The sequence below is a fragment of the Fertoeibacter niger genome (assembly GCF_009380135.2).
Lineage (GTDB): Bacteria > Pseudomonadota > Alphaproteobacteria > Rhodobacterales > Rhodobacteraceae > Fertoeibacter > Fertoeibacter niger.
The window spans coordinates 1-22,548 of the sequence record NZ_WHUT02000005.1; the positions used below are offsets into that span (position 1 = coordinate 1).

Sequence of the window (22,548 nt, forward strand, 5' to 3'; positions counted from 1 at the left end):
GCCTGGAATGCGGGGTCGACGCTGCTGAAGCGGGGGATCGCGCTGACGCCGGTGAAGTTCGGGATATCGTTCACGCTGACATGGCTCAATCAGGCCGGAGCTTTGGTGCATGTGTATCAGGATGGATCAATCCACCTGAACCATGGCGGGACCGAGATGGGGCAAGGCCTGTTCCAGAAGGTGGCGCAGGTGGCGGCGTCGGTGTTTGGCGTGGGGCTGGAGGCGGTGAAGATCACCGCGACCGATACCGGCAAGGTGCCGAACACGTCGGCCACGGCGGCCAGTTCCGGGTCTGACCTGAACGGCATGGCGGCGCGGGTGGCCTGCGAGACCATCCGCGCGCGGATGGCGGATTTTCTGGCCGAGCGGCATCAGGCGCAGGCGGCGGATGTGGAGTTTGACGCGGGCCGGGTGCGGGTGGGCGGGGCGGATTACAGCTTTGCCGCGGTGGCGGGGATGGCCTATCAGGCGCGGATTTCGCTATCGTCCACCGGGTATTACCGGACGCCGAAGATCGTGTGGGACCGGACGCGCGGCGAGGGGCGGCCGTTCTTCTACTTTGCTTACGGCGCGGCGGTGACGGAGGTGGTGATCGACACGCTGACCGGCGAGAACCGGATCTTGCGGGTGGACGTGTTGCATGACACCGGGGCGTCATTGAACCCGGCGCTGGATATCGGCCAGATCGAAGGGGCTTATGTGCAGGGCGCGGGCTGGCTGACGACCGAGGAACTGGTGTGGGACGGCAAGGGGCGGCTGCGCACGCATGCGCCATCAACCTACAAGATACCCGCCTGTTCTGACCGCCCGCCGGTGTTCAACGTGGCCTTGTGGGGGCGGCCGAACCGGGAGGATTCCATCGGCAGGTCGAAGGCGGTAGGCGAGCCGCCGTTCATGCTGGGGATATCCGCGCTGATGGCGCTGAGCGATGCGGTGGCCGCCTGTGGTGACGGGTCGGTTTACCCTGCGCTGGATGCGCCTGCGACCGCCGAGCGGGTGCTGTTTGCGGTGAAGCGGCAGCATCATGGCTGAGGTGGGGTTTGATCTGGCGGGCCTTGCGGCGGCTGTGGCGGCTGAGGGCCGCGTGGCGCGGGTGGTGATTGCCGCGCATGACGGGTCATCGCCGCGCGAGGTGGGGGCCGCGATGCTGGTCTGGGGCACGGGTGCCTCGGGGACGATCGGAGGCGGGGCGCTGGAGTGGGAGGCGATCGGGCGGGCGCGTTTGATGCTCGCCTCGGGCGGCCTGCGGCTGGACCGCGAGGCTTTGGGACCGAAGCTTGGGCAATGCTGCGGCGGGGCAGTGACACTGCTGACCGAGGTGTATGGCGCGGCAGAAGTGGCGGGGCTTGAAGGAGATGTGATCGCGCGGCCCGTGGCGGGGGCGGCGATGCCCCTTGCGGTCAAGCGGATGCTGGACCGGGCGCGGGCGCAGGGAGACTTGCCGCAGGCGGTGCTGGTGCAGGGCTGGATGGTAGAGCCTGTGGCCCGTACGGAACGGCAGATCTGGGTCTGGGGGGCCGGGCATGTGGGGCGCGCTCTGGTGGGGGTGTTGCAGCCCCTGCCCGGGCTGGCGATTACATGGGTGGATGTGGCGCGCGAGCGGTTTCCCGATGCGCTGCCGGAGGGGGTGACGGCCCTTTGGGCCGCAGCGGCGGAGCGGCTGGCCGATCATGCGCCGCAGGATGCCGAGCATCTGGTGCTGACATATTCGCATGCGCTGGATCTGGAGCTGTGCCACCGGCTGTTGTTGCGCGGATTTGGCGGGCTGGGGCTGATCGGGTCGGCGACGAAATGGGCGCGGTTTCGCGCGCGGTTGCGGGCGCTGGGGCATGGCGATGCGGCGATCATGCGGATCAGGTGCCCGATCGGGGATACTTCGCTGGGGAAACATCCGCAGGCCATCGCACTGGGCGTGGCGCTGGACGTGTTGAAACACAAGAACAAGAACCAAACCGAGACGGAGATCGCGGTATGAAGACGGGGACGGATCTTTTGCGCGTGGAGGGGCTGACCAAGGCCTATCCGGGCGTGGTGGCCAACAGCGACGTGTCTTTCACCATCAAGCCCGGCGAAGTGCATGCTTTGCTGGGGGAAAACGGTGCGGGCAAATCGACGCTGGTGAAGATGATCTATGGGCTGGTGAAGCCCGACAAGGGGCGCATGACGCTGCGGGGGGCCGATTATGCGCCATCGGAACCCAGGGCGGCGCGGGCATCGGGCGTGGCCATGGTGTTCCAGCATTTCAGCCTGTTCGAGGCGCTGAACGTGGCCGAGAATGTGGCGCTGGGCATGGAAAACCCGCCCAAGATGCGCGAACTGGCGGGGCGCATCCGGCAGGTGTCGCAGGCCTATGGCCTGCCGCTGGACCCTGACCGGATGGTGGGCGATCTGTCGGCGGGCGAACGGCAGAGGGTGGAGATCATCCGCTGTCTGCTGCAAGACCCCAAGCTGTTGATCATGGACGAGCCGACTTCGGTGCTGACCCCGCAAGAGGTGGACATCCTGTTCCGCACACTGCGGCAATTGTCGGCGGAAGGGACGGCGATCCTGTATATCTCGCACAAGCTGGAGGAGATCCGCGCGCTGTGCGACGAGGCGACGATTTTGCGGCGCGGCAAGGTGGTGGCAACCTGCACCCCGCGCGAACGGTCGGCGCGTGAAATGGCGGAGCTGATGGTGGGCGCGGTGCTGACCCCGCCTGCGAAGAACGCCAAGCCCAAGGGCGCGGTGGCGCTGGAGGTGACGGGGCTGTCGGTGAATTCGCCCATCCCCTTTGGCACATCCTTGAAAAACATCAGCTTTGCGGTGCGGAAGGGCGAGGTTCTGGGCATCGCCGGGGTGGCGGGCAACGGGCAGGACGAATTGCTGCTGGCGCTGTCGGGGGAACTGAAATCGGCGCGCGATGCGGTGAAGATCAGCGGTGCCGCGGTGGGCGAACAGGGGCCGAACGAGCGGCGGGTTCTGGGCCTGGTATCGGCGCCCGAGGAGCGTTTGGGCCATGCGGCGGCCCCCGACATGTCACTTGTGGAGAATGCCCTGCTGTCGGGGTCGGTGCGCAAGGGACTGACCACGCGCGGGTTCATCGACTGGGGCGCGACGCGGACCTTTGCCGAGGAAATCGTGAAAGAGTTTGACGTGCGCACGCCGGGCACCTGGGTGGCGGCGCGGGCACTGTCGGGCGGGAATTTGCAGAAATTCGTGGTGGGGCGGGAATTGTCGCAGGCCCCGAGCGTGATCGTCATCAACCAGCCGACATGGGGGGTGGATGCGGCGGCGGCGGCATCCATCCGGCAGGCGATCATCGACCGGGCGGCGGATGGGGCGGCGGTGGTCGTCATATCGCAGGATCTGGATGAACTGCTGGAAATTGCCGACAATTTCGCCGCGCTGAACGGCGGGGCGATGACGGTGCCACGCCCGACACAGGGCCTGACCATCGACGAGATCGGCCTGATGATGGGCGGCGCGCATGGGATGGAGGTGGCCCATGTGGCGTAGCGAGATGCGGACGGGAGCAGAAGTGGTCTGCTGCAATAATCACGGCGCAGTTGCAGGCGGGAGGGCCATGACATGCTGATACTTGAAAAACGCCCGAGCCCCTCGCGGTTCTGGCAGGGGGCCACGCCGGTGCTGGCGGTGGCGCTGACGATGATTGCGGGCGGGGTGATGTTTGCCATTCTGGGCAAGAACCCGTTCGAGGCGATACGCACGATATTCTGGGATCCGGTGTTCGGCGAATTTGCCTGGTATTTCCGGGGGCAGTTGCTGGTGAAGGCCGGCCCGCTGATCCTGATCGCGGTGGGGCTGTCACTGGGCTTTCGCGCGGGTATCTGGAACATCGGGGCCGAGGGCCAGTATATCATGGGGGCGATTTTCGGGGCTGCCGTGGGGCTGGCATTCTACCCGGCGTCGGGGTGGTTCATCTTTCCGCTGATGGTGCTGGCGGGGGGGTTCGGCGGCTGGCTGTGGGCGATGATCCCGGCGATCTTGCGCACGAAGTTCCGCACCAACGAAATCCTCGTGTCGCTGCTCTTGGTCTATGTGGCGCAGTCGATCCTGTCATCCATGGCGCTGGGGGCGCTGCGCAACCCTGAAGGCGGCGGTTTCCCGGGCTCGCGCAACCTGTCGCAATATCCGGCGGCGGCGAACCCCGAGATCATTGCGGGGTCGGGCATGCATTGGGGCGTGGTGGCGGCGTTCATTGCCGTGATCGCGGCCTATGTGCTGCTGCAACGCCATATCCTTGGGTTCCATATCCGGCTGGCCGGGCAGGCCCCGCGGGCCGCGCGCTTTGCCGGTGTGTCGCCTGACAGGCTGGTGGTGCTGTGCATGGGCATTTCGGGGGCTTTGGCCGGGCTGGCCGGGCTGTTCGAGGTGTCGGGGCCTGCCGGGCAGATCAGCATTGATTTCGCATCCGGCTATGGCTTTACCGCCATAATCGTGGCCTTTCTGGGCCGGTTGAACCCGCTGGGCATATTGCTGGCCGGGCTGTTGATGGCGCTGACCTATGTGGGCGGCGACAATGCCTCCACCAACCTCGGGCTGCCGTCGGCGTCGATCCAGGCGTTTCAGGGGATGCTCTTGTTCTTCCTGCTGGCGGTGGATCTGCTGTCAAACTACCGGATCAAATTTCTGCTGAAGGAGCGTGCGTGATGGAGTTGTTCGGAGGCATCAACCCTGCCGTGCTGATCGCGTCGCTGATGGTGGCGGCGGTGCCGATCCTGCTGGCGGCGATTGGCGAGCTGGTGGTGGAAAAGGCGGGTGTTCTGAACCTCGGGGTCGAGGGGATGATGATCATGGGCGCGATCTGCGGCTTTGTGGCGGCTGTGGAAAGCGGCAGCCCGCTGGTGGGCTTTATTGGCGGGGCGCTGGGGGCTGCGGCGCTGAGCCTGATCTTCGCCTTCCTGACGCAGGTGCTGCTGGCCAATCAGGTGGCGACGGGGCTGGCGCTGACGCTGTTCGGGCTGGGGCTTTCCAGCCTGATCGGGCAGGGGTATGTAGGCATCAAGCCGCCCTTGACCGGCGAGGTGCCCTTCGGCCCGCTGGCCGACATTCCGGTGATCGGCACGATATTGTTCCAGCATGACTGGATGGTCTATGCGTCGATTGCGGTGATTGCCGCCGTTTGGGCCGTGCTGCGCTATACCCGCACGGGGCTGATCATCCGCGCGGTGGGCGAAAGCCACGATGCGGCGCATGCGCTGGGCTACAAGGTGATCCGCATCCGCGTGCTGGCGATCATGTTCGGCGGGGCCATGGCGGGGCTGGGCGGGGCCTATATTTCACTGGTCCGGGTGCCGCAATGGACCGATGGCATCACGGCAGGCGCGGGCTGGATTGCGCTGGCGATTGTGGTGTTTGCCAGCTGGAAACCCTGGCGCGTGCTGGTCGGTGCCTATTTGTTTGGCGGAATCACGGTGTTGCAGCTTAATCTGCAAGCGGCGGGGGCGCGGATTCCGGTCGAATACTTGTCGATGTCCCCCTATCTGATAACCATCCTCGTGCTGGTCATCATGTCTGCCGACAAGAGCCGCGCCGCGCTGAACGCGCCCGCAGCTTTGGGTCGGAACTTCCACGCCTCGCGCTGAGGCATCACAACGCCCCTTCAAGGGCATAAAAACACCGGAAAATCCGGTTCAACAGGGAGCCTAATATGTTTCGCAGAACCCTTCTTGGCACCGCCGCCGTGGCGCTTGGCCTGTCACTGGCCGGTGCGGCCTTTGCGCAGGACAAGCTGAAGGTCGGTTTCATCTATGTCGGCCCGGTGGGCGATGGCGGCTGGACCTATCAGCACGATCAGGGCCGTCTGGCCGTGGAAGCCGAGTTTGGCGACAAGGTTGAGACGGTCTTTCAGGAAAACGTGCCCGAAGGCGCGGATGCCGAGCGCGTGCTGACCCAGATGGCACTGGGCGGGGCTGACATCATCTTTACCACCTCGTTCGGCTATATGGACCAGACCAATGCAGTGGCGGCCAAATTCCCCGATGTGAAGTTCGAACATGCCACGGGGTTCAAGCGCGAGCATCCGAACGTATCCACTTACGATGCGCGGTTCTATGAGGGCCGGGCCGTGATGGGCACGATTGCCGGACACATGACCAAATCGGGCAAGATCGGCTATATCGGGTCGTTCCCGATCCCCGAGGTGATCCAGGGTATCAATTCCAGCTTCATCCATGCCAAGAAGATCAACCCGGATGTGACGATTTCGGTCGTCTGGGCCTATACTTGGTTCGACCCGGCGAAAGAGGCCGATGCGGCCAAGGCGCTGATCGAACAGGGCGTGGATGTGATCTTGCAGCACACCGATTCCACCGCGCCTTTGGCCGAAGCGGCCAAGACCCCCGGCGTGATCGGCTTCGGCCAGGCGTCGGACATGACCGAATACAAGCCCAGCCCGCGCGTGTCGGCGATCATCGACAACTGGGCACCCTATTACATCAAGCGCGTGGGTGCCCTGCTGGACGGCACCTATGAGCAGTCGGCGGCCTGGGAAGGCATCGCGGGCGGCGAGGTGGAAATCGGCGAGATCACCGACGCGGTGCCGGCCGAGGTGAAAGCGGCGGCGGAGAAGATGCGCGATGACATCGCGGCGGGCACCTATCACCCGTTCACCGGGCCGATCAACAAGCAGGACGGTTCGGTCTGGCTGGCTGACGGCGTGGTGGCGCAGGATGGCGAACTGGCGGGGATGAACTTCTACGTGGAAGGCATCACCGGCGACATTCCGCAGTAATCGCGCCCCGAGCCAAAGCCGGGGGGCTGCCTGCCCCCCAGCCTTGCCATTGGCAAGGCGTTCTTCGCAAAAAACCTTCCCCCGGAAGGTTTTTCGGGCGCTCATCACCCCCGGGGATATTTAGAGACGGAAAATGAGGGCAGAAGGGTGACTTTCTGCCCTTTATGCGTGGGAGGACGCGATGGATTTCGACTTCATCATCATCGGCGGCGGGATTGCCGGGGTGTCGGCGGCGGCGCGGCTGGCGGAACTGGGCCGGGTGCTGCTGCTGGAGGCTGAGGCGGCATTGGCGCATCACGCCTCGGGCCGGTCGGCGGCGCTGTATGAGCCGCGCTATGGGCTGGGGCCGGTGGTGGAACTGTCGCTGGCGTCGGAAGGATATTTCCACGCGGCCGAAGGGGTGCTGGGGCCGCGCGGGATGATGATCGTGGGGCGGGAAAGCGATGCGGCGGTGTTCGGGGCAGAGGCCGATGGCATGGCGCTGCACCGGATCAGCGTGGATGAGGCTGTGGCCATGGTGCCGGTGCTGAACCCGGGCGCGGTGGCCTTTGCCGCCCATGCCGACCATGCCTGGGATATTGATACCGATCTGCTGTTGCAGGGTTTTGCACGCCACGCGCGGGGGTTGGGCGCGCAGATCCTGACCGGGGCACGGGTGGGCCGTATCGCGCGCAATGGGGCCGGGTGGCGGGTGGCGACGGCGCAGGGCGATTTCACGGGGCGGATCGTGGTGAATGCCGCCGGGGCCTGGGCTGATGGGGTGGCAGCGATGGCCGGGGTGCGGCCGCTGGGCCTGACGCCCTTGCGCCGGTCGATGGCGCGGATACCTGCGCCGGGCGGGCGGGATGTCAGCCGCTGGCCCATGGTCTTTGGTGCGGGCGAGACATGGTATGCCAAGCCGGATGCCGGGGCCTTGATCGTGTCGCCCGCCGAGGAGCATCCGATGGAACCGCATGACGCCTGGGCCGATGACATGGTGCTGGCCGAGGGGCTGGCGCGGTATGAGGAAATGGTGAGCGAACCCGTGACCCGCCTGCTGGCAAGCTGGGCGGGCTTGCGCACCTTTGCGCCCGACCGGGTGCTGGTGATCGGGCCGGATGCGCGGGAGCCCGGGTTTTTCTGGCTGGCGGGGCAAGGCGGCTATGGGTTTCAGACCTCGCCTGCCGCCAGCCTGCTGGTCGCCGATCTGATCGGCGGGCGCGACAGCGGGCATGATGCCACCCTGCGCGCGGCGCTTGACCCGGCGCGGTTTGGCTGAACCCGAGGGGTGACGCGGAATTGCCGGGTGACAGCCCCCGCGTTCCGCGCCAAAAGGGGGCGTCCCCAGCCGGAGAATGCCATGACCCGCCTTGCCCTGCTTGCCCTGCTGCTGCTGGCCGTCGCGGGCTGTGGTGGCGGGCGTGACCGCCAGGCCGCGTTTGACAGGCCAGCCCCTGCCGCCAGCGCCGCCGTGATCGCTCCGCGCTTTGGCGATGCCGATCCGCATCCCTGGGACGGGCGTGCGCCGCAGACCTATGCCGTGCATGGCATCGACGCCGCGCGGTTTCAGGGTGAAATCGACTGGCCCGCAGCCCGGGCCGCCGGGGTGAATTTCGCCTTTCTGAAAGCGACCGAGGGCGGCGACCGGGTGGATGAGAGATTCGCCGACCATTGGCGCGGGGCGGGCCGGGCCGGGGTGGCGCGCGGGGCCTATCATTTCCACTATCATTGCCGCCCGGCGGCGGAACAGGCGCGCTGGTTCATCCGCAATGTGCCACGGGTGGCGGGCGCCCTGCCCCCGGTGCTGGACATGGAATGGACGCCGTTTTCGCCCACCTGCACCATCCGGCCCGACGGGGCGGTGGTGCGGCGCGAGGCCGAGATTTTCATGGATGCGGTCGAGGCGCATTATGGCCAGCGCCCGCTGATCTACACCAGCATTGATTTCTGGGAGGACAACCAGATGTGGCGCATTCCGCGCGCCGAATTCTGGCTGCGGTCGGTCGCGGCGCACCCGGACAGGCTTTACCGGCATCCCTGGACGTTCTGGCAATATTCCAGCACCGGGCTTATCGACGGGGTGACGGGCGAGGTGGACCTGAACGTGTTCGCCGGATCGGCACAGGACTGGCGCAACTGGCTGGCGGCCCGGGCGCGGTAAAGGGCGGCTCCCTGCCGGGCGGCCCCGCGATACGCACTACTGTCACATCCCTGCGCTATCCCCGGTGGTGGAGATTCCACAGCCACTGCCCAAAGGGGAAAGCCATGAGAGATTTCAATATCAACCAGATCACCTTCGATGAACTGGACGAACTGCGCCGCCCCGCGCCCGAAACCACCGATTTCGACCGGGTGGTCGATGCCGCCATGTCGCGCCGCGGCTTTCTGCGTGGTGTGCTGGCCTTTGGGTCGGGCGCTGCCGCGATGGGTCTGGGCAACATGATGTCGGCCACCTCGGCCCAGGCGCAGGCTGCTGCCGCCTCGCGTTTTGCCTTCACGCCGATCGCCATCGCCACCGATTTCACCGTGCATGTGCCCGAGGGCTATTCCTGGGCACCCGTGGCCAAATGGGGCCAGCCGCTGTTTTCCGACGCGGAGGCCTATGATCCGGCGAACGGTATCAGCGCCGCCGGTCAGGCTCGCGCCTTTGGCGAAAACACCGACGGGATGGAGCTGTTCAACATCGGTGGCCGTCAGGTCATCGCGGTGAACCACGAATACGTGAACCTCGACATCAACCTGCCGAACAATGCCGATGACGGCCTGCCTGCCAGCGCCGAAGACGTGCTGATGGTGCAGAACGCCCAGGGTATTTCCGTGATGGAAGTGGCCGAAGGCGCGGATGGCTGGTCCATCGTGGTTGATTCGCCCTTCAACCGCCGCATCACCAACAACACGCCGATGACGATCAGCGGCCCGGCTGCCGGCCATGACCTGCTGAAGACCGAAGCCGACCCGACCGGCACCGCCGTTCTGGGCACGCTGAACAACTGCGGCGCGGGCAAGACCCCCTGGGGCACCTATCTGACCTGCGAAGAAAACTTCAACGGCTATTTCGGTTCAACCAATGCCGAGCTGGCCATGCCGGAAGGTTTCGACCGCTACGGCATCGAAGCGGAATCGGGCTATGCCTATGAGAAATTCGACCCGCGTTTCGACATTGCCGTGAACCCGAACGAGCCGCACCGCTTTGGCTATATCGTCGAAATCAATCCCGCGGATCCGACCTCGACCCCGGTGAAGCACACCGCCCTTGGCCGGTTCAAGCATGAAAACGCCGCCTGCGTGCTGAACGCTGCCGGGCGCGTCGTGGTCTATCTGGGCGATGACGAACGCGGCGAGTTCCTGTATCGCTATGTGTCGAACGGTGTGTATGTGACCGGCGGCGACACCTCGAACCTGCTGGTGGATGGTGTTCTGTCGGTGGCAAAATTCGCCGAGGATGGCACCGGCCAGTGGCTGGCGCTGACCCCCGAGACGACCGGCATGGATGCCGCGATGATCTGCATCCACACCCGTCAGGCTGCATCCGCCGTGGGCGCCACCACGATGGACCGCCCGGAATGGGTTGCGGTGAACCCGGTTGCGGTCGAGGGCTATTGCGCGCTGACCAACAACTCGCGCCGCAAGGCCGATGCGACCAACGCAGGCGGCGACGCCATGGTTGCGGTCGAAAACAGCCCCAACCCGCGCGCCGAAAACGGCTATGGCCAGATCGTGCGCTGGTATCCGGCCGATGACGATCACGCGGCAGATGCCTTTACCTGGGATCTGTATGTCATGGCGGGCAACCCCACCGTGCATCAGGATGCCTATGCCGGTTCGGCCAACGTGACGGCGGGCAACATGTTCAACTCGCCCGACGGGATGATGTTTGACAGCACCGGCCTGCTGTGGATCCAGACCGATGGCGACGACAGCAACGAAGGCGACTTTGCGGGCCAGGGCAACAACCAGATGCTGGTTGGCGACCCCGTTACCGGCGAAATCGCCCGTTTCCTGACCGGGCCGAAGGGCGGCGAAGTGACCGGCCTGACCTTCTCGTCCGACCGGCGCACGGTGTTCGTGGGCCTGCAGCACCCGGGCGGCAACTTCCCCGATGGCGAGGGCCTGCCGCGCTCGACCGTCATCGCGGTAAAGCGCAACGACGGCGCCGTGCTGGCCTGATCTTTGTTTGAGAATGCGAAAGGGCACCCATCGGGTGCCCTTTTTCATTTGCAGGCCTTTTCCGTGGCAGATCCGGGGGCTGAAGCAAGTATATTCGCAGAAACGTGTGCGACACCGGGGTGCCGCTGCCCTCAGCCGTCCTTGCGGATGCGCGCGTTCTGCGGGTCAAAGGGGCTGTCCTCCACCACCGTCACATCGAACAGGTCGCGGAACATGCGCAGTTTCAGCTTTTGGCCCACCTCGGCCAGATCATTGCGCACATAGCCCATGCCGATCTGCTTGCCAAAGGCCACCGACCAGCCGCCCGAGGTCAGCCGCCCCACCTTCACGCCGTCATGCAGCAGCGCCTCTTTGCCCCATGGGTCGGCATCGGCCGGGCCATCGATCAGCACCGTCACGCATTTGGAACGGATACCAGTGGCCAGCATCGCGGCCTTGCCCTGAAAATCCTTGGAAAGGTCAACGAAACGGTCCAGCCCCGCCTCCAGCGGCGTGGCATCGCGGCCAAGTTCGGTGCCGAAGGCGCGGTAGGATTTTTCCTGACGCAGCCAGTTCTGTGCCCGCGCGCCGACCAGTTTCATGCCGTGCTTTGCGCCCGCCGCCAGCAGCAGATCCCACAGATAAGTTTGCATCTCGATCGGGTGGTGCAGTTCCCATCCCAGCTCGCCGGTATAGGCCACGCGGATGGCGTTGACTGGGCACATGCCCAGTTCGATCTTGCGGGCGGTCAGCCAGGGGAAACGCTTGTTCGACAGCACGGTGTCGGGATCGGCATCCTTGACCACCTCGCGCAAGATCGCGCGGCTGTTCGGCCCGGCAAGGGCAAAGACGCCCCATTGGGTCGTTACGTCATGCACCTCGATATAGCCGAATTCGGGGGCCTTATCCTCGGCGCATTTGCGCAGCCAGTCGCCGTCATAGGCCGTCCAAGCCCCCGCCGACACGAGGTAGTAATCATTCAACCCGTTGCGCACGATGGTGTATTCGGTGCGTGTGGTGCCGGTGGGGGTCAGCGCATAGGTCAGGTTGATGCGGCCCACGGCGGGCAGCTTGTTGGTGGTGAACCAGTCGAGGAAGGCCGTCGCGCCGGGCCCGCGCACGATATGCTTGGTGAATGCGGTGGCGTCGATCAGGCCGGCGGTTTCGCGCAATGCCTCGGCCTCGGCCTTGGCATATTGCCACCATGCGCCACGGCGGAACGACCGCGAGTCGTGGTCGAAATGCGTGGGCGCGTCCAGCGGGCCATAGTAGTTCGGCCGCTCCCAGCCGTTCACCTGGCCGAATTGCGCGCCAAGCGTCTTTTGCCGGTCATAGACCGGGGCGGTGCGCAGGGGGCGGCAGGCTTCGCGTTCTTCGTCCGGGTGGTGCAGGATGAAGACATGCTCATAGCATTCCTCATTCTTGCGCGCGGCATATTCGGTGGTCATCCATGACCCGTAGCGGCGCGGATCAAGCGACGCCATGTCGATCTCGGCCTCGCCATCCACCATCATCTGCGCGAGGTAGTAACCCGTGCCGCCCGCCGCCGTGATGCCGAAACTGAAGCCTTCGGCGATCCATATGTTGCGCAGGCCGGGCACCGGGCCGACCAGCGGGTTGCCGTCGGGGGTATAGCAGATCGGGCCGTTGTAGTCGTCTTTCAGACCCACGGTTTCGGAACTGGGCAGGCGGTGGATCATCGACATGTATTCCGCCTCGATCCGCTCCAGATCCAGCGGGAACAGGTCGGCGCGGAAGCTGGCCGGCACGTCGTAAAGGAACCGCGCGGGGGCGTTGCGCTCATACGGCCCCAGAATCCAGCCGCCGCGTTCCTCGCGCACATACCATTTCGCGTCGGCGTCGCGCAGGACGGGGTGCTGCGGGTTGGTCTTGCGCCATTCGACCAGCATCGGGTCGGGTTCGGTGACGATATACTGGTGTTCGACCGGGATAGCCGGGATCTTGATGCCCAGCAGCCGCGCCGTGCGCTGCGCATGGTTGCCGGTGGCGGTGACGACATGTTCGGCGCGGATCTCGAATGTTTCATCCGAGGCCACCAGATTGCCGCCCTGTTCCACCATCCGCGCGCAGGTCACGATCCATTCGCTGCCCGTCCAGCGGTAGCCGTTGACCTGAATCTTGCGCTCGATCGTGGCACCCAGTTGCCGCGCGCCCTTGGCCATGGCCTGCGTGACATCCGCCGGGTTGATGTAGCCGTCCTGCGGGTGATAGAGCGCGCCTTTCAGATCATCCGTGCGCAGCAGGGGCCAGCGGTCTTTCATCTGCGTGGGCGTCAGGAATTCGTGATAGACATCGGCGGTTTCGGCCACGGATGAATACAGCATGTATTCATCCATCCGCGCATCGGTCTGGGCCATGCGCAGATTGCCCACCACATAGAAGCCGGGGTTCAGGCCGGTTTCAGCCTCCAGCCCCTTGTAGAAATCGACCGAGTATTTGTGGATATGCGTGGTGGCATAGCCCATGTTGAACAAGGGCAGCAGCCCCGCCGCATGCCAGGTGGAGCCTGCTGTCAGCTCGTCCCGTTCCACCAGCATCGTATCCCAGCCTGCGCGTGCCAGATGATAGGCGATGCCGTTGCCGACGGCACCACCGCCGACAACCAGGGCTTTGACATGGGTTTTCATGGGCGACTCCTCGCGGCGCGGATTTTGCCCATACATGCCTGATCGCCATGCCGCCGGGCAAGGCAGGCCGACCTTTGCCAGACGAAAACGACATGCCGCGCTGTTTGCGGCATTGACGGCGGGCAAAGCACGCGGATAACCCTTGCCGCATGCGCCGCAACGCCCGCCTTTTCAGCCTGCTGCACCACGCCCGCTGGGCGTTGCTGCTGCCGTTCGTGCTGATGGCGCTGCTGGCCCCGGGGGTGATGCCGCAGCGGGCGGCGGATGGGCAGATGATGCTGGTGCTGTGCACCCCCGAAGGCCCGTCGGAAATGGTGATCGACCTGGCCACCGGCCAGCCGGTGCCCGCCGACGCGCCCCAGGACGGGCGCTGCGACTGGGCCATGGCGCAGGCCGCAGCCGTGCTGCCGTTTGATGCGCCCGCCACCGCCTGGCCGCTGGTGCTGGCCCGCGCCGAACATGCCGCAGGGGCCTCGCTCTGGCGTGCCGGGGCGCTGCCCGGTGCCGTCACCGCACGGGGGCCGCCGATCCTGACCTGACGTTCACGGGACCGAATTTTCCGAAAACTCAGCAAGGGATCAAGTGGATGAGCAACGCTCAGACCCAAGACCTGCGCCCGGCCACAGCGGCGGGGCAGGCAAACAAACTTTATTTCGCGGCGTGGCGTTGGCATTTCTATGCCGGGCTTTATGTCGCGCCGTTTCTGATGATGCTGGCGGTGACGGGGCTGATCATGCTCTGGACCGCCACCCTGTCGGGCATGAACGGCGAGCGCACGGTTGTGGCCCCCGGCCCGGCCCTGCCGGTGTCGCAGCAGGCGGCAGCGGCGGCGGCCAATGGCGGCACCGTCACGCAATATATCGCGCCGCTGGCGGATGACCGTGTGGCGGTGTTCCGCGTCGAGGCGGGCGATACGGCAACGGCGGTGCTGGTGGATCCGGCGACGGCAACAGTGGTGGATACGCTGCCCTGGCGCGCGGGCCTGTATGACTTTGCCACTGACATCCACGGCACGCTGCTGCTGGGCACCACGGGCGACCGGCTGATCGAGGTTGCGGCGGGGCTGGCGATGGTGCTGATCGTGACCGGGCTTTACCTGTGGTGGCCACGGGGTGGCAAAGGCTGGCGCGCGATGCTGGTGCCGCAGCTTGGCGCGCGGGGCCGGGCGCTGTGGAAATCGCTGCACCAGAGCATCGGTTTCTGGATGTCGGCGCTGCTGTTGGTGTTCCTGCTGTCAGGGCTCAGCTGGGCCGGGATCTGGGGCGAAAAGCTGGTGCAGGCCTGGAGCACCTTTCCCGCCGAGAAATGGGAGAATGTGCCGGTATCGGACGATGTTCACGCCAGCATGAACCACGGTGCCGCCAAAGAGGTGCCCTGGGGGCTGGAACAGACGCCCCTGCCCGCCTCGGGCTCGGATGCCGGGGTGACGGGCCTGCCGGATGGCAGCCCGGTGACGCTGGATACAGTGGCGGGGTTTGCAGCAACGCTGGGGTTTGACGGGCGGTTCCAGCTGAACCTGCCCAAGGACGAGGCGGGTGTATGGACCATCAGCCATGACAGCATGAGCAACGACGGACCCGACCCCTCCGCCGACCGCACCATCCACCTGGACCAGTATACCGGCAAGGTCTTGGCCGATGTGGGCTATGCCGATTATTCGGTCTATGCCAAGGCCATGGCTTACGGCATCGCCTTTCACGAGGGCGACATGGGGCTGTGGAACCTGGTGCTGAACACGGTGTTCTGCCTGTCGGTGATCTTCATGGCGGTGTCGGGGCTGGTGATGTGGTGGAAACGGCGGCCCGCTGGCGCGCTTCGGCTGGCCGCGCCACCGCTGCCGGTGGACCTGCCGCTGTGGAAAGGGGCCGTGTTTCTGGCGCTGGCGCTGAGCCTGGCATTCCCGCTGGTGGGGATCACGCTGCTGGCGGTGCTGGCCTTTGATCTGGCGGTGCTGGCCAATGTGCCGCGCCTGAAGCGGGCGCTGTCGTAGCGGCTGGCGGCGCAGGCGGGGGGGGTTACACCCCCCAGTCCGGCCCGACCACGGGCCGGGCGTTCTTCGCGGAAACCCTCCACCGGAGGGTTTCTGATCGCTCATCACCCCCCGCTGGGAAATTTGACGACAGTAAATGAAAGTGAGGGCAGGCGCTTGTCATGCGCGGCGCATCTTGCCGAACACCGCCGAAAGCGCAAAGGCCAGCGCCGCCGCCGCGATGATCGACGGGCCGGCGGGCGTGTCCCAGGCCAGTGACATCTGCAAGCCGCCAAGGCTGGCCCCGGCCCCGATCAGCGTGGCCAGCACGGCCATGGTTTCGGGCGTGCGCGACAGGCCGCGTGCAGCGGCGGCGGGGATGATCAGCAGGGCGGCGATCAGCAGGGCCCCCACCACTTTCAGCGCGACGGCCACCACCAGCGCCAGCGCCAGCGTCAAAATCAGCCGCTCGCGATCCGGGTTCAGGCCCGAGGCATGTGCAAGGTCGGTGTTCAGCGTGGCGGTCAGCAGCGCCTGCCAGCGCCAGACCAGCAGCGCCAGCACCGCCACCGCGCCGCCCCAGACGAACCCCAGATCAGCGCGCGACACCGCCAGAATATCGCCGAAGAGATAGGCTTGCAGATCAACCCGCGCGCCGGGCACGAAGCTGATGGCCACCAGCCCCAGCGCCAGTGCGGCATGGGCCAGCACGCCCAAAGTGGTATCCATCGCCCAGCCGCGTGCTGCGAGGGTGGAGACCAACAGCGCCATCACCAAGGCCACCGCCAGCGTGCCAAAGCCCACCGGCAGATCGGCCGCCAGCGCCAGCGCCACGCCCAGAATGGCCGCATGCGCCGTGGCATCGCCGAAATAGGCCATCCGCCGCCAGACCACAAAGGCACCCAGCGGCCCGGTGGCCAGCGACAGGCCCACCCCGGCCAAACCTGCGCGCAGCAGGAAATCATCCAGCATGGTCATGCTCCGCCGTGCCGCGGGCCTGCCGCGCGGGGGTGGCCGGGCCATGGCCATGGCCGTCGTGATGCCCATGATCGTGGTGCTGGTGATCGTGGTCATGCAGGTGGTCGTGGTCGTGGTCGTGCTGATACAACGCCAGCGCGCCCTGCGTGCCCAGCCCGAACAGCGCGCGGTATTCCGGCGCGTTCGACACCACGCGCGGCGTGCCCTCGCAGCAGATATGGCCGTTGAGGCAGATCACCCGGTCAGACGCGCTCATCACCACGTGCAGATCATGGCTGACCATCAGCACCGCCGCCCCCGTGTCGCGGCGCACCTCGTCGATCAGCCGGTAGAACGCGGCCTCTCCCGGCTGGTCCAGCCCCTGCGTGGGTTCATCGAGTATCAGCAGGTCGGGCGCGTTCAGCAGGGCGCGGGCCAGCAACACGCGCTGGAACTGGCCGCCCGACAGGCCGGTCATCTGCTGGCCCGCCACATCGGGCACGCCGCAGCGCGCCAGCGCGGCCTGCGCCTCGGCGTCCGGGCGGCGCACGGGCAGCGACAGAAAGCGCCGCGCGGTCAGCGGCAGCGTGGGGTCGATCTGCAACCGCTGCGGCACATAGCCGATGCGCAGCCCCGCCTTGCGCTGCACGGCACCCTTGGCGGGCGGCAGGATGCCCAGCAGCGCCCGCAGCAGGGTGGATTTGCCCGAGCCGTTGGGCCCGACAATGGTGACGATCTCGCCCGGCGCGATCGACAATGACACGTCATGCAGCACCTCGCGCCCCGACAGCGTGACGCACAGATGGCGGGCGGCAAGCAGGCTCATGCCGGGGCCTGCGTTTCTGTGGCGCGGCAGGCGGGGCACAGGCCCAGCGCCTCGACATTGCTGCGCTCGATGGCAAAGCCAAGGGCGGCGGCGGCGGTATCCAGTGCCGCGCGCACCGGGGCGGCGGGTGCCTCGGCCACCGCATCGCACAGGCGGCAGATCAGAAAGGCGGGCGAATGCGTCTCGCCCGGATGCATGCAGGCGGTAAAGGCGTTCAGGCGGCGGATGCGGTGGGCCAGCCCCTGTTCCACCAGAAAATCCAGCGCGCGGTAGGCCACGGGGGGCTGGTTGCCAAAGCCCTCGGCAGCCAGCCGTTGCAGCACGTCATAGGCCCCCAGCGCGCGATGCGCCTCCAGCAGAATCTCCAGCACGCGGCGGCGCACCGGGGTCAGGCGCGCGCCATTCTGGCGGGCCAGCGCCTCGGCCCGTTCCATCACATCGCCCGTGCAAAGCGCGTGGTCATGCGCGGCAAAGGCCGAAACGGCGGGTTGCGGGTCTTTCATGACGCGGCCTCTTGACGTGTTATGCTATAACATATGATACCCATGCATGGATTCCAAGCGAAGGGCAGAAACGATGCGTTATACCATATCCCTGCGGCGGGCCAGCCTGCCGATGGCCACCCTGCTTGCCACCGCTGCACCCGCCTTGGCCGATGTGCCCCGCGTTGTGACCGACATGCCGCCGGTGCATGCGCTGGTGGCCGGGGTGATGGGCGATCTGGGCCAGCCGGAGCTGTTGCTTGACCGCGGGGCCAACGCCCATGCGTTCCAGTTGCGCCCCAGCCAGGCGCAGGCGCTGGCCGATGCCGGTCTGGTGGTCTGGATCGGCCCCGAGATGACCCCGTGGCTGGACCGGGCGGTTGACAGCCTGGGCAGCGGCATTCCGCAACTGCGCCTGCTGGCCGTGCCGGGCACGCTGACGCTGGCCTATGGCGAAGACGAGCATGACCATGGGGCCGAGGCTGGCCACGACGATCATGGGACCGATGACCATGCGGCGGGCGAGGCGCATGGGCACGAGCATGCAGAAGCCGCCGAAGAGGCGGATGCGCACGAAGGCCACGCGCATGACGCGGAAGAACACGAAGACCATGCAGAAAACGGCGACCACGCGGGCCATGATGACCATGCAGAGGGCGAGCATGCAGGCCATGACGACCACGACCACGAGGAACACGCGGAGGGAGACGACCACGCAGAGGGCGACCACGCGGGCCATGATGGCCACTCACATGACGGCACCGATCCGCATGCCTGGCTTGACCCGGCCAATGCCGCCGTCTGGATGCAGGCCATTGCGGTAGAGCTTGGCCGTCTCGACCCCGAAAATGCCGCGACCTATGCGGCAAATGCGGCGACCGAAGCCACGAAACTTCAGGCGCTGGATGCCGAGGTGGCGGGCATCCTTGCCCCGGCGCAGGGCAAGCCCTTTGTCGTTTTCCACGACGCCTACCGCTATTTCACCGGCCATTACGGCCTGACAGTCGCGGGCAGCGTGGCCCTGGGCGATGCGGCCTCGCCGGGTGCGGCGCGGCTGGCCGAACTGCGCGGCACCATGCAGGATGGCGGCGCGCTGTGCATCTTCCCCGAGGCGCAGCACGATCCGAAACTGGTGGCCCAGATGGCCGAGGCCACCGGCGCGCGTCTGGGCGGCACGCTGGACCCCGAAGGGTCGCAGATGGAGCCGGGGGCGGGCCTTTACGCCGCCCTGCTGCGCGATCTGGCCACCACGATCACGGATTGCGTGACCAAAGGCTAAGGCCTGAACCAAAGCACCGGGCCGGGCTTGACCCCGGCCCGGGTTTCGGCACTTCTTGCCCCAGCGCCGGGCCTTGGCGCGGCACAGGGGGAAGCATGGCAGACATCACGACATTCGGCACAGCCTCGGACAGGCGGGATGTGCAGGCCATGACCCTGCGCGCGGGCGATCTTACGCTGCGGCTGTTGACCTGGGGGTCAGTCTTGCACGATCTGCGGCTGGCCGGAGCCGACTGGCCGCTGACGCTGGGCTCACCTGAACTGGCTGCCTATGAAGGGCCGATGGATTATTTCGGCGCGATCGTCGGCCCCGTGGCCAACCGCATCGGCGGCGCGCAGGCGGTGATTGCCGGGCAATTGTGCCGCTTTCCCGCCAATGAAGGCACGACCCTGCTGCATGGCGGCCCCACCGGCACGCAGAAACGCCACTGGGAACTGGTTGCGGCGGGCGACGACCATGCCACATTGCGGCTGACCCTGCCCCACGGCACCGATGGCTTTCCCGGCAACCGCGTGATTACCGCCCACTGGCGGCTGGAGGCCCCGGGCCGGATGCTGCTGGACCTGACGGCCACCAGCGATGCACCCACGCTGATGAACCTAGCCAACCACAGTTATTGGAACCTTGACGGTGGCGGCACAGTGGCGGGCCACAGCCTGAGCGTGGCAGCCGACAGCTATCTGCCCACCGAAAACATCCTGCCCACGGGCGAACGCCGCCCGGTTTCGGGCGCGTTCGATCTGCGCGAGGCGCGGCCTTTCGATCTGACGGCGGGCTATGACCACAACTTCTGCCTTGCCCCGGCCCCCCGTGCGCTGACCGAGGTGGCGGTGCTGACCGGCGCGCGCGGCATCCGCATGCGGCTGGCCACGACCGAGCCGGGGTTGCAATTGTATGACGGCACGTTCCTGACCGGCGGCGGCTTTCCCGGCCATGATGGCGCGGCCTATGGCAAGCACGAGGCGCTGGCGCTGGAGCCGCAACGCTGGCCCGACGCGCCCAACCACCCCAGCTTTCCCCCCGTCACGCTGGAACCGGGCGAGATTTACCGGCAAAGCAATGTCTGGACGTTCGAGCGGCCCTGAGGCGGGCTATTGGCGGCTGTCAGCGGACGGGGCTGATGGCGGAGTCCTCCGGCGGGGATACTTGGGCCAAGATGAAAGCCGCCGTGATGAGGGCATCACGCGGGGGCGCAAAGGCTGGCGGGGTGTTCAGCCCTTGACGCCCGCCGTCCCGGCATTGCGGAACCATTCGATGATGGCGGCGCGTTCAGCGGGTTCCATATAGCTGAGGTTGCCGGGCGGCATGGCGTGGCTGATGCCCGATTGCAGGTAGATGCGCCGGGCCTCATGCGCGATCTGTTCGGGGGTTTCCAGCACCACGCCCTTGGGCGGCCAATACATGCCTTCCCACACCGGCTCGGCGGCGTGGCACATGGAACAGCGGCCCTGCACGATGCTGGTGACATCGTCAAACCCCGGGGCGGCGGCATATGTCAGGGCAGCGCCGTTCAGCGCGGTTTCCTCCTCCGCCGGTTTCATCGGGACGGATGACAGCCAAGCGATGACCAGGAACAGGATCACCGTCAGGCCCCAGGTCCAGTGCGGGTTGCCCTTGCGTGCGTGTTTGGTGTTGAACCAGTGGCGGATGGTGACGCCCATCAGGAACACGAGGCTTGCGATCAGCCAGTTGTATTCGGTGGCAAACACCAGCGGGTAGTGGTTCGACAGCATCAGGAACAGCACGGGCAGCGTCAGGTAATTGTTGTGGGTGGACCGCTGCTTGGCGATCTTGCCGTATTTTGCATCGGGCACCCGGCCGGCCTTCAGGTCAGCCACCACGATGCGCTGGTTCGGCATGATGACCATAAACACATTCGCGCTCATGATCGTGGCGGTGAAGGCCCCCAGATGCAGCAGCGCCGCCCGGCCTGAAAACACCTGCGTATAGCCCCAGCTCATCGCCACCAGGATCACATAGAGGCCGATCATCAGCCGGGTGTTGTCATCGCCAAAGCGGCTCTTGCAGATCGTATCATAGGCCAGCCAGCCAAAGCCCAGGCTTCCAAGGCTGATCAGCACCGCCTGCCACACCGCCAGATCCATCACGTTGGGATCAACCAGATAAAGCTCGGCCCCCAGATAATAGACCAGCACCAGCATGGCGAAACCCGACAGCCAGGTGGCGTAGCTTTCCCATTTGAACCATGTCAGATGCTCGGGCATCATCGCCGGGGCCACCAGATATTTCTGGATGTGGTAGAACCCGCCGCCATGCACCTGCCATTCCTCGCCATGCGCCAAGGGCGGCAGGCTGGGCGTCTTGCGCAGCCCCAGATCCAGCGCGATGAAGTAGAAACTGCTGCCAATCCAGGCGATTGCGGTGATCACATGGGTCCAGCGCGCCGCAATCTCCACCCATTCCCACAGCACGGCCCAGTCATACATCGCAATCTCCTGTTCGGTTTGGCACGAGGCTATACCCTTGGGCACCTTTCTGTTAATTCATCAAATGACAGAGCACTTTCAAACAGCGCCAGAGAATGACGCGTCGAAAACCCGGTTGCGGCAGCCATGTCCTACGTCAACAACATCAAGATGTTCGTGCGTGTCTATGAATTGGGCAGCATGAGTGCGGCGGCGCGCGACCAGCGCACCTCGCCCGCCGTGGCATCGGCCCGAATCTCGGAGCTGGAAAAGCATCTGGGCGTGCGGCTGTTCAACCGCACCACGCGCAGCCTGCAACCCACCGAAAACGGCCGCATCTTTTTCGAGGGTGCCCGCAAGGTGCTGGACGCGATCGACGAGGCCGAGGCGGCGGTTGTGGATGTGACGCAGAACCCGCGCGGCTCGATCTATGTGGCGGCCCCCTTGGGTATCGGGCGGCGGTTCATCGCGCCGCATGTGCCCGCCTTCAAGGATGCCTATCCGCAGATCGACGTTCGCCTGCGCCTGTCTGATCGCATCATCGACGTGACGGGCGAGGGGCTGGACATCGCCTTTCACCTTGGCCTTCTGGAAGACAGCACGCTGAAGGTGCGGCTGGTGGCCGATTGCCCGCGCCTGCTGTGCGCCTCGCCTGCCTATGTGGCGCGGCGCGGCAACCCGGCCGATGGCACGGCGCTGGTCGAGGAACGGCACGAATGCCTGAACCTGCGCTTTCCGGGCGCAAAGGAATTTCAGTGGACGCTGCAAACCCCCGAGGGGCCGCGGCGGTTTGAAATCATGGGGCCGTTCGAGTCCGACGATGGCGATGTGCTGACCGGCTGGGCGCTGGACGGTCGCGGCATCGTGATGAAGCCGATATTCGAGGTGGCCGACCACCTTCGCGCGGGCAATCTGGTGCCGGTCTGCACCGCCACGCCACCACTGGCCACGCAGCTTTCCTGCCTCAGCCAGCACCGCCGCTTCCGCGACCCGAAAATCCGGCTATTCGTCGATTTCATCATCGCGCGCTGCAAGGCCGACATGACAGCGGCGGTGAAGGGGCTGACCCTGGGCTAAGGCTTGCCGGTGGCACAACGCGA

General features: G+C 66.0%; 19 protein-coding genes. 14 read left to right on the forward strand and 5 right to left on the reverse strand.

Going from position 1 to position 22,548, the window contains the following annotated elements; all coding sequences use genetic code 11:
• From GEU84_RS09515 to GEU84_RS09555, 9 genes are all read left to right on the forward strand, one after another.
• Positions 1-1,032, forward strand: a 1,032-nt coding sequence (locus GEU84_RS09515) for a molybdopterin cofactor-binding domain-containing protein (protein ID WP_152825850.1), incomplete at its 5' end; no start/stop codon positions are given.
• On the forward strand, positions 1,025-1,975 hold the full coding sequence (gene xdhC, locus GEU84_RS09520) for a xanthine dehydrogenase accessory protein XdhC (RefSeq protein WP_152825852.1): 951 nt from the start codon (positions 1,025-1,027) through the stop codon (positions 1,973-1,975). The genes GEU84_RS09515 and xdhC, both read left to right, overlap by 8 nt.
• Positions 1,972-3,498 (forward strand): ABC transporter ATP-binding protein, encoded by a 1,527-nt coding sequence (locus GEU84_RS09525; protein WP_152825854.1) that lies wholly within the window; start codon positions 1,972-1,974, stop codon positions 3,496-3,498. The genes xdhC and GEU84_RS09525 overlap by 4 nt, the downstream gene beginning before the upstream one ends.
• Positions 3,499-3,570: 72 nt before the next feature.
• Complete coding sequence (locus GEU84_RS09530; protein WP_152825855.1) at positions 3,571-4,653, forward strand: ABC transporter permease; 1,083 nt, start codon at positions 3,571-3,573, stop codon at positions 4,651-4,653.
• Positions 4,653-5,588, forward strand: a complete 936-nt coding sequence (locus GEU84_RS09535; protein ID WP_152825857.1) for an ABC transporter permease — start codon at positions 4,653-4,655, stop codon at positions 5,586-5,588. Before GEU84_RS09530 ends, GEU84_RS09535 begins: the two co-directional genes overlap by 1 nt.
• A 65-nt stretch (positions 5,589-5,653) precedes the next feature.
• Complete coding sequence (locus GEU84_RS09540) at positions 5,654-6,736, forward strand: BMP family ABC transporter substrate-binding protein (RefSeq protein ID WP_152825859.1); 1,083 nt, start codon at positions 5,654-5,656, stop codon at positions 6,734-6,736.
• Positions 6,737-6,917: 181 nt separating this feature from the next.
• Complete coding sequence (locus tag GEU84_RS09545) at positions 6,918-7,994, forward strand: NAD(P)/FAD-dependent oxidoreductase (RefSeq protein ID WP_152825861.1); 1,077 nt, start codon at positions 6,918-6,920, stop codon at positions 7,992-7,994.
• A gap of 81 nt (positions 7,995-8,075) precedes the next feature.
• Positions 8,076-8,876 (forward strand): glycoside hydrolase family 25 protein, encoded by an 801-nt coding sequence (locus GEU84_RS09550; protein WP_152825863.1) that lies wholly within the window; start codon positions 8,076-8,078, stop codon positions 8,874-8,876.
• Positions 8,877-8,980: 104 nt separating this feature from the next.
• On the forward strand, positions 8,981-10,882 hold the full coding sequence (locus tag GEU84_RS09555; RefSeq protein ID WP_152825865.1) for a PhoX family protein: 1,902 nt from the start codon (positions 8,981-8,983) through the stop codon (positions 10,880-10,882).
• A gap of 131 nt (positions 10,883-11,013) precedes the next feature.
• On the opposite strand, the gene GEU84_RS09560 is transcribed toward GEU84_RS09555, so the two are convergent.
• Positions 11,014-13,509, reverse strand: coding sequence for a GcvT family protein (locus GEU84_RS09560; RefSeq protein ID WP_152825867.1), 2,496 nt, complete (start codon positions 13,507-13,509; stop codon positions 11,014-11,016).
• Positions 13,510-13,658: 149 nt separating this feature from the next.
• Between GEU84_RS09560 and GEU84_RS09565 the strand changes: the two genes are divergently transcribed.
• On the forward strand, positions 13,659-14,048 hold the full coding sequence (locus tag GEU84_RS09565; RefSeq protein ID WP_152825869.1) for a DUF2946 family protein: 390 nt from the start codon (positions 13,659-13,661) through the stop codon (positions 14,046-14,048).
• Between the two features lie 47 nt (positions 14,049-14,095).
• A complete protein-coding gene (locus tag GEU84_RS09570; RefSeq protein ID WP_152825871.1) occupies positions 14,096-15,499 on the forward strand; it encodes a PepSY-associated TM helix domain-containing protein in 1,404 nt (467 codons plus the stop codon).
• Between the two features lie 159 nt (positions 15,500-15,658).
• Here the strand turns inward: GEU84_RS09570 and GEU84_RS09575 are convergent, their stop codons facing one another.
• From GEU84_RS09575 to GEU84_RS09585, 3 genes are read right to left on the reverse strand one after another with little or no spacing between them, the layout of a single operon-like run.
• Positions 15,659-16,450 carry a metal ABC transporter permease gene (locus GEU84_RS09575; RefSeq protein WP_152826406.1) on the reverse strand — a complete coding sequence of 264 codons (792 nt, stop codon included), beginning with the start codon at positions 16,448-16,450 and terminating at the stop codon, positions 15,659-15,661.
• Positions 16,440-17,261 (reverse strand): metal ABC transporter ATP-binding protein, encoded by an 822-nt coding sequence (locus GEU84_RS09580; protein WP_152825873.1) that lies wholly within the window; start codon positions 17,259-17,261, stop codon positions 16,440-16,442. Before GEU84_RS09580 ends, GEU84_RS09575 begins: the two co-directional genes overlap by 11 nt.
• On the reverse strand, positions 17,258-17,764 hold the full coding sequence (locus GEU84_RS09585) for a Fur family transcriptional regulator (protein WP_152825875.1): 507 nt from the start codon (positions 17,762-17,764) through the stop codon (positions 17,258-17,260). Before GEU84_RS09585 ends, GEU84_RS09580 begins: the two co-directional genes overlap by 4 nt.
• Before the next feature lie 73 nt (positions 17,765-17,837).
• Here GEU84_RS09585 and GEU84_RS09590 point away from each other — a divergent pair, with 73 nt between their 5' ends.
• Together GEU84_RS09590 and GEU84_RS09595 are read left to right on the forward strand one after the other, a co-directional pair.
• The gene (locus tag GEU84_RS09590; RefSeq protein ID WP_152825877.1) at positions 17,838-19,022 is read left to right on the forward strand and encodes a zinc ABC transporter substrate-binding protein; all 1,185 of its coding nucleotides are present in this window, start codon (positions 17,838-17,840) and stop codon (positions 19,020-19,022) included.
• 95 nt (positions 19,023-19,117) lie between these two features.
• On the forward strand, positions 19,118-20,107 hold the full coding sequence (locus tag GEU84_RS09595; RefSeq protein WP_152825879.1) for an aldose epimerase family protein: 990 nt from the start codon (positions 19,118-19,120) through the stop codon (positions 20,105-20,107).
• Between the two features lie 126 nt (positions 20,108-20,233).
• Here GEU84_RS09595 and GEU84_RS09600 read toward each other — a convergent pair whose 3' ends face one another.
• Positions 20,234-21,469: a urate hydroxylase PuuD gene (locus GEU84_RS09600; RefSeq protein ID WP_152825881.1), complete on the reverse strand. Its 1,236-nt coding sequence runs from the start codon at positions 21,467-21,469 to the stop codon at positions 20,234-20,236.
• Between the two features lie 126 nt (positions 21,470-21,595).
• Between GEU84_RS09600 and GEU84_RS09605 the strand changes: the two genes are divergently transcribed.
• Positions 21,596-22,525 carry a LysR family transcriptional regulator gene (locus tag GEU84_RS09605; RefSeq protein ID WP_152825883.1) on the forward strand — a complete coding sequence of 310 codons (930 nt, stop codon included), beginning with the start codon at positions 21,596-21,598 and terminating at the stop codon, positions 22,523-22,525.
• Positions 22,526-22,548 lie beyond the last annotated feature (23 nt).

Coding starts and splice junctions, on each gene's coding strand:
- xdhC (WP_152825852.1), top strand. CDS start 1,025: ATGGCTGAGGTGGGGTTTGATCTGGCGGGCCTTGCGGCGGCTGTGGCG.
- GEU84_RS09525 (WP_152825854.1), top strand. CDS start 1,972: ATGAAGACGGGGACGGATCTTTTGCGCGTGGAGGGGCTGACCAAGGCC.
- GEU84_RS09530 (WP_152825855.1), top strand. CDS start 3,571: ATGCTGATACTTGAAAAACGCCCGAGCCCCTCGCGGTTCTGGCAGGGG.
- GEU84_RS09535 (WP_152825857.1), top strand. CDS start 4,653: ATGGAGTTGTTCGGAGGCATCAACCCTGCCGTGCTGATCGCGTCGCTG.
- GEU84_RS09540 (WP_152825859.1), top strand. CDS start 5,654: ATGTTTCGCAGAACCCTTCTTGGCACCGCCGCCGTGGCGCTTGGCCTG.
- GEU84_RS09545 (WP_152825861.1), top strand. CDS start 6,918: ATGGATTTCGACTTCATCATCATCGGCGGCGGGATTGCCGGGGTGTCG.
- GEU84_RS09550 (WP_152825863.1), top strand. CDS start 8,076: ATGACCCGCCTTGCCCTGCTTGCCCTGCTGCTGCTGGCCGTCGCGGGC.
- GEU84_RS09555 (WP_152825865.1), top strand. CDS start 8,981: ATGAGAGATTTCAATATCAACCAGATCACCTTCGATGAACTGGACGAA.
- GEU84_RS09560 (WP_152825867.1), bottom strand. CDS start 13,509: ATGAAAACCCATGTCAAAGCCCTGGTTGTCGGCGGTGGTGCCGTCGGC.
- GEU84_RS09565 (WP_152825869.1), top strand. CDS start 13,659: ATGCGCCGCAACGCCCGCCTTTTCAGCCTGCTGCACCACGCCCGCTGG.
- GEU84_RS09570 (WP_152825871.1), top strand. CDS start 14,096: ATGAGCAACGCTCAGACCCAAGACCTGCGCCCGGCCACAGCGGCGGGG.
- GEU84_RS09575 (WP_152826406.1), bottom strand. CDS start 16,450: ATGCTGGATGATTTCCTGCTGCGCGCAGGTTTGGCCGGGGTGGGCCTG.
- GEU84_RS09580 (WP_152825873.1), bottom strand. CDS start 17,261: ATGAGCCTGCTTGCCGCCCGCCATCTGTGCGTCACGCTGTCGGGGCGC.
- GEU84_RS09585 (WP_152825875.1), bottom strand. CDS start 17,764: ATGAAAGACCCGCAACCCGCCGTTTCGGCCTTTGCCGCGCATGACCAC.
- GEU84_RS09590 (WP_152825877.1), top strand. CDS start 17,838: ATGCGTTATACCATATCCCTGCGGCGGGCCAGCCTGCCGATGGCCACC.
- GEU84_RS09595 (WP_152825879.1), top strand. CDS start 19,118: ATGGCAGACATCACGACATTCGGCACAGCCTCGGACAGGCGGGATGTG.
- GEU84_RS09600 (WP_152825881.1), bottom strand. CDS start 21,469: ATGTATGACTGGGCCGTGCTGTGGGAATGGGTGGAGATTGCGGCGCGC.
- GEU84_RS09605 (WP_152825883.1), top strand. CDS start 21,596: ATGTCCTACGTCAACAACATCAAGATGTTCGTGCGTGTCTATGAATTG.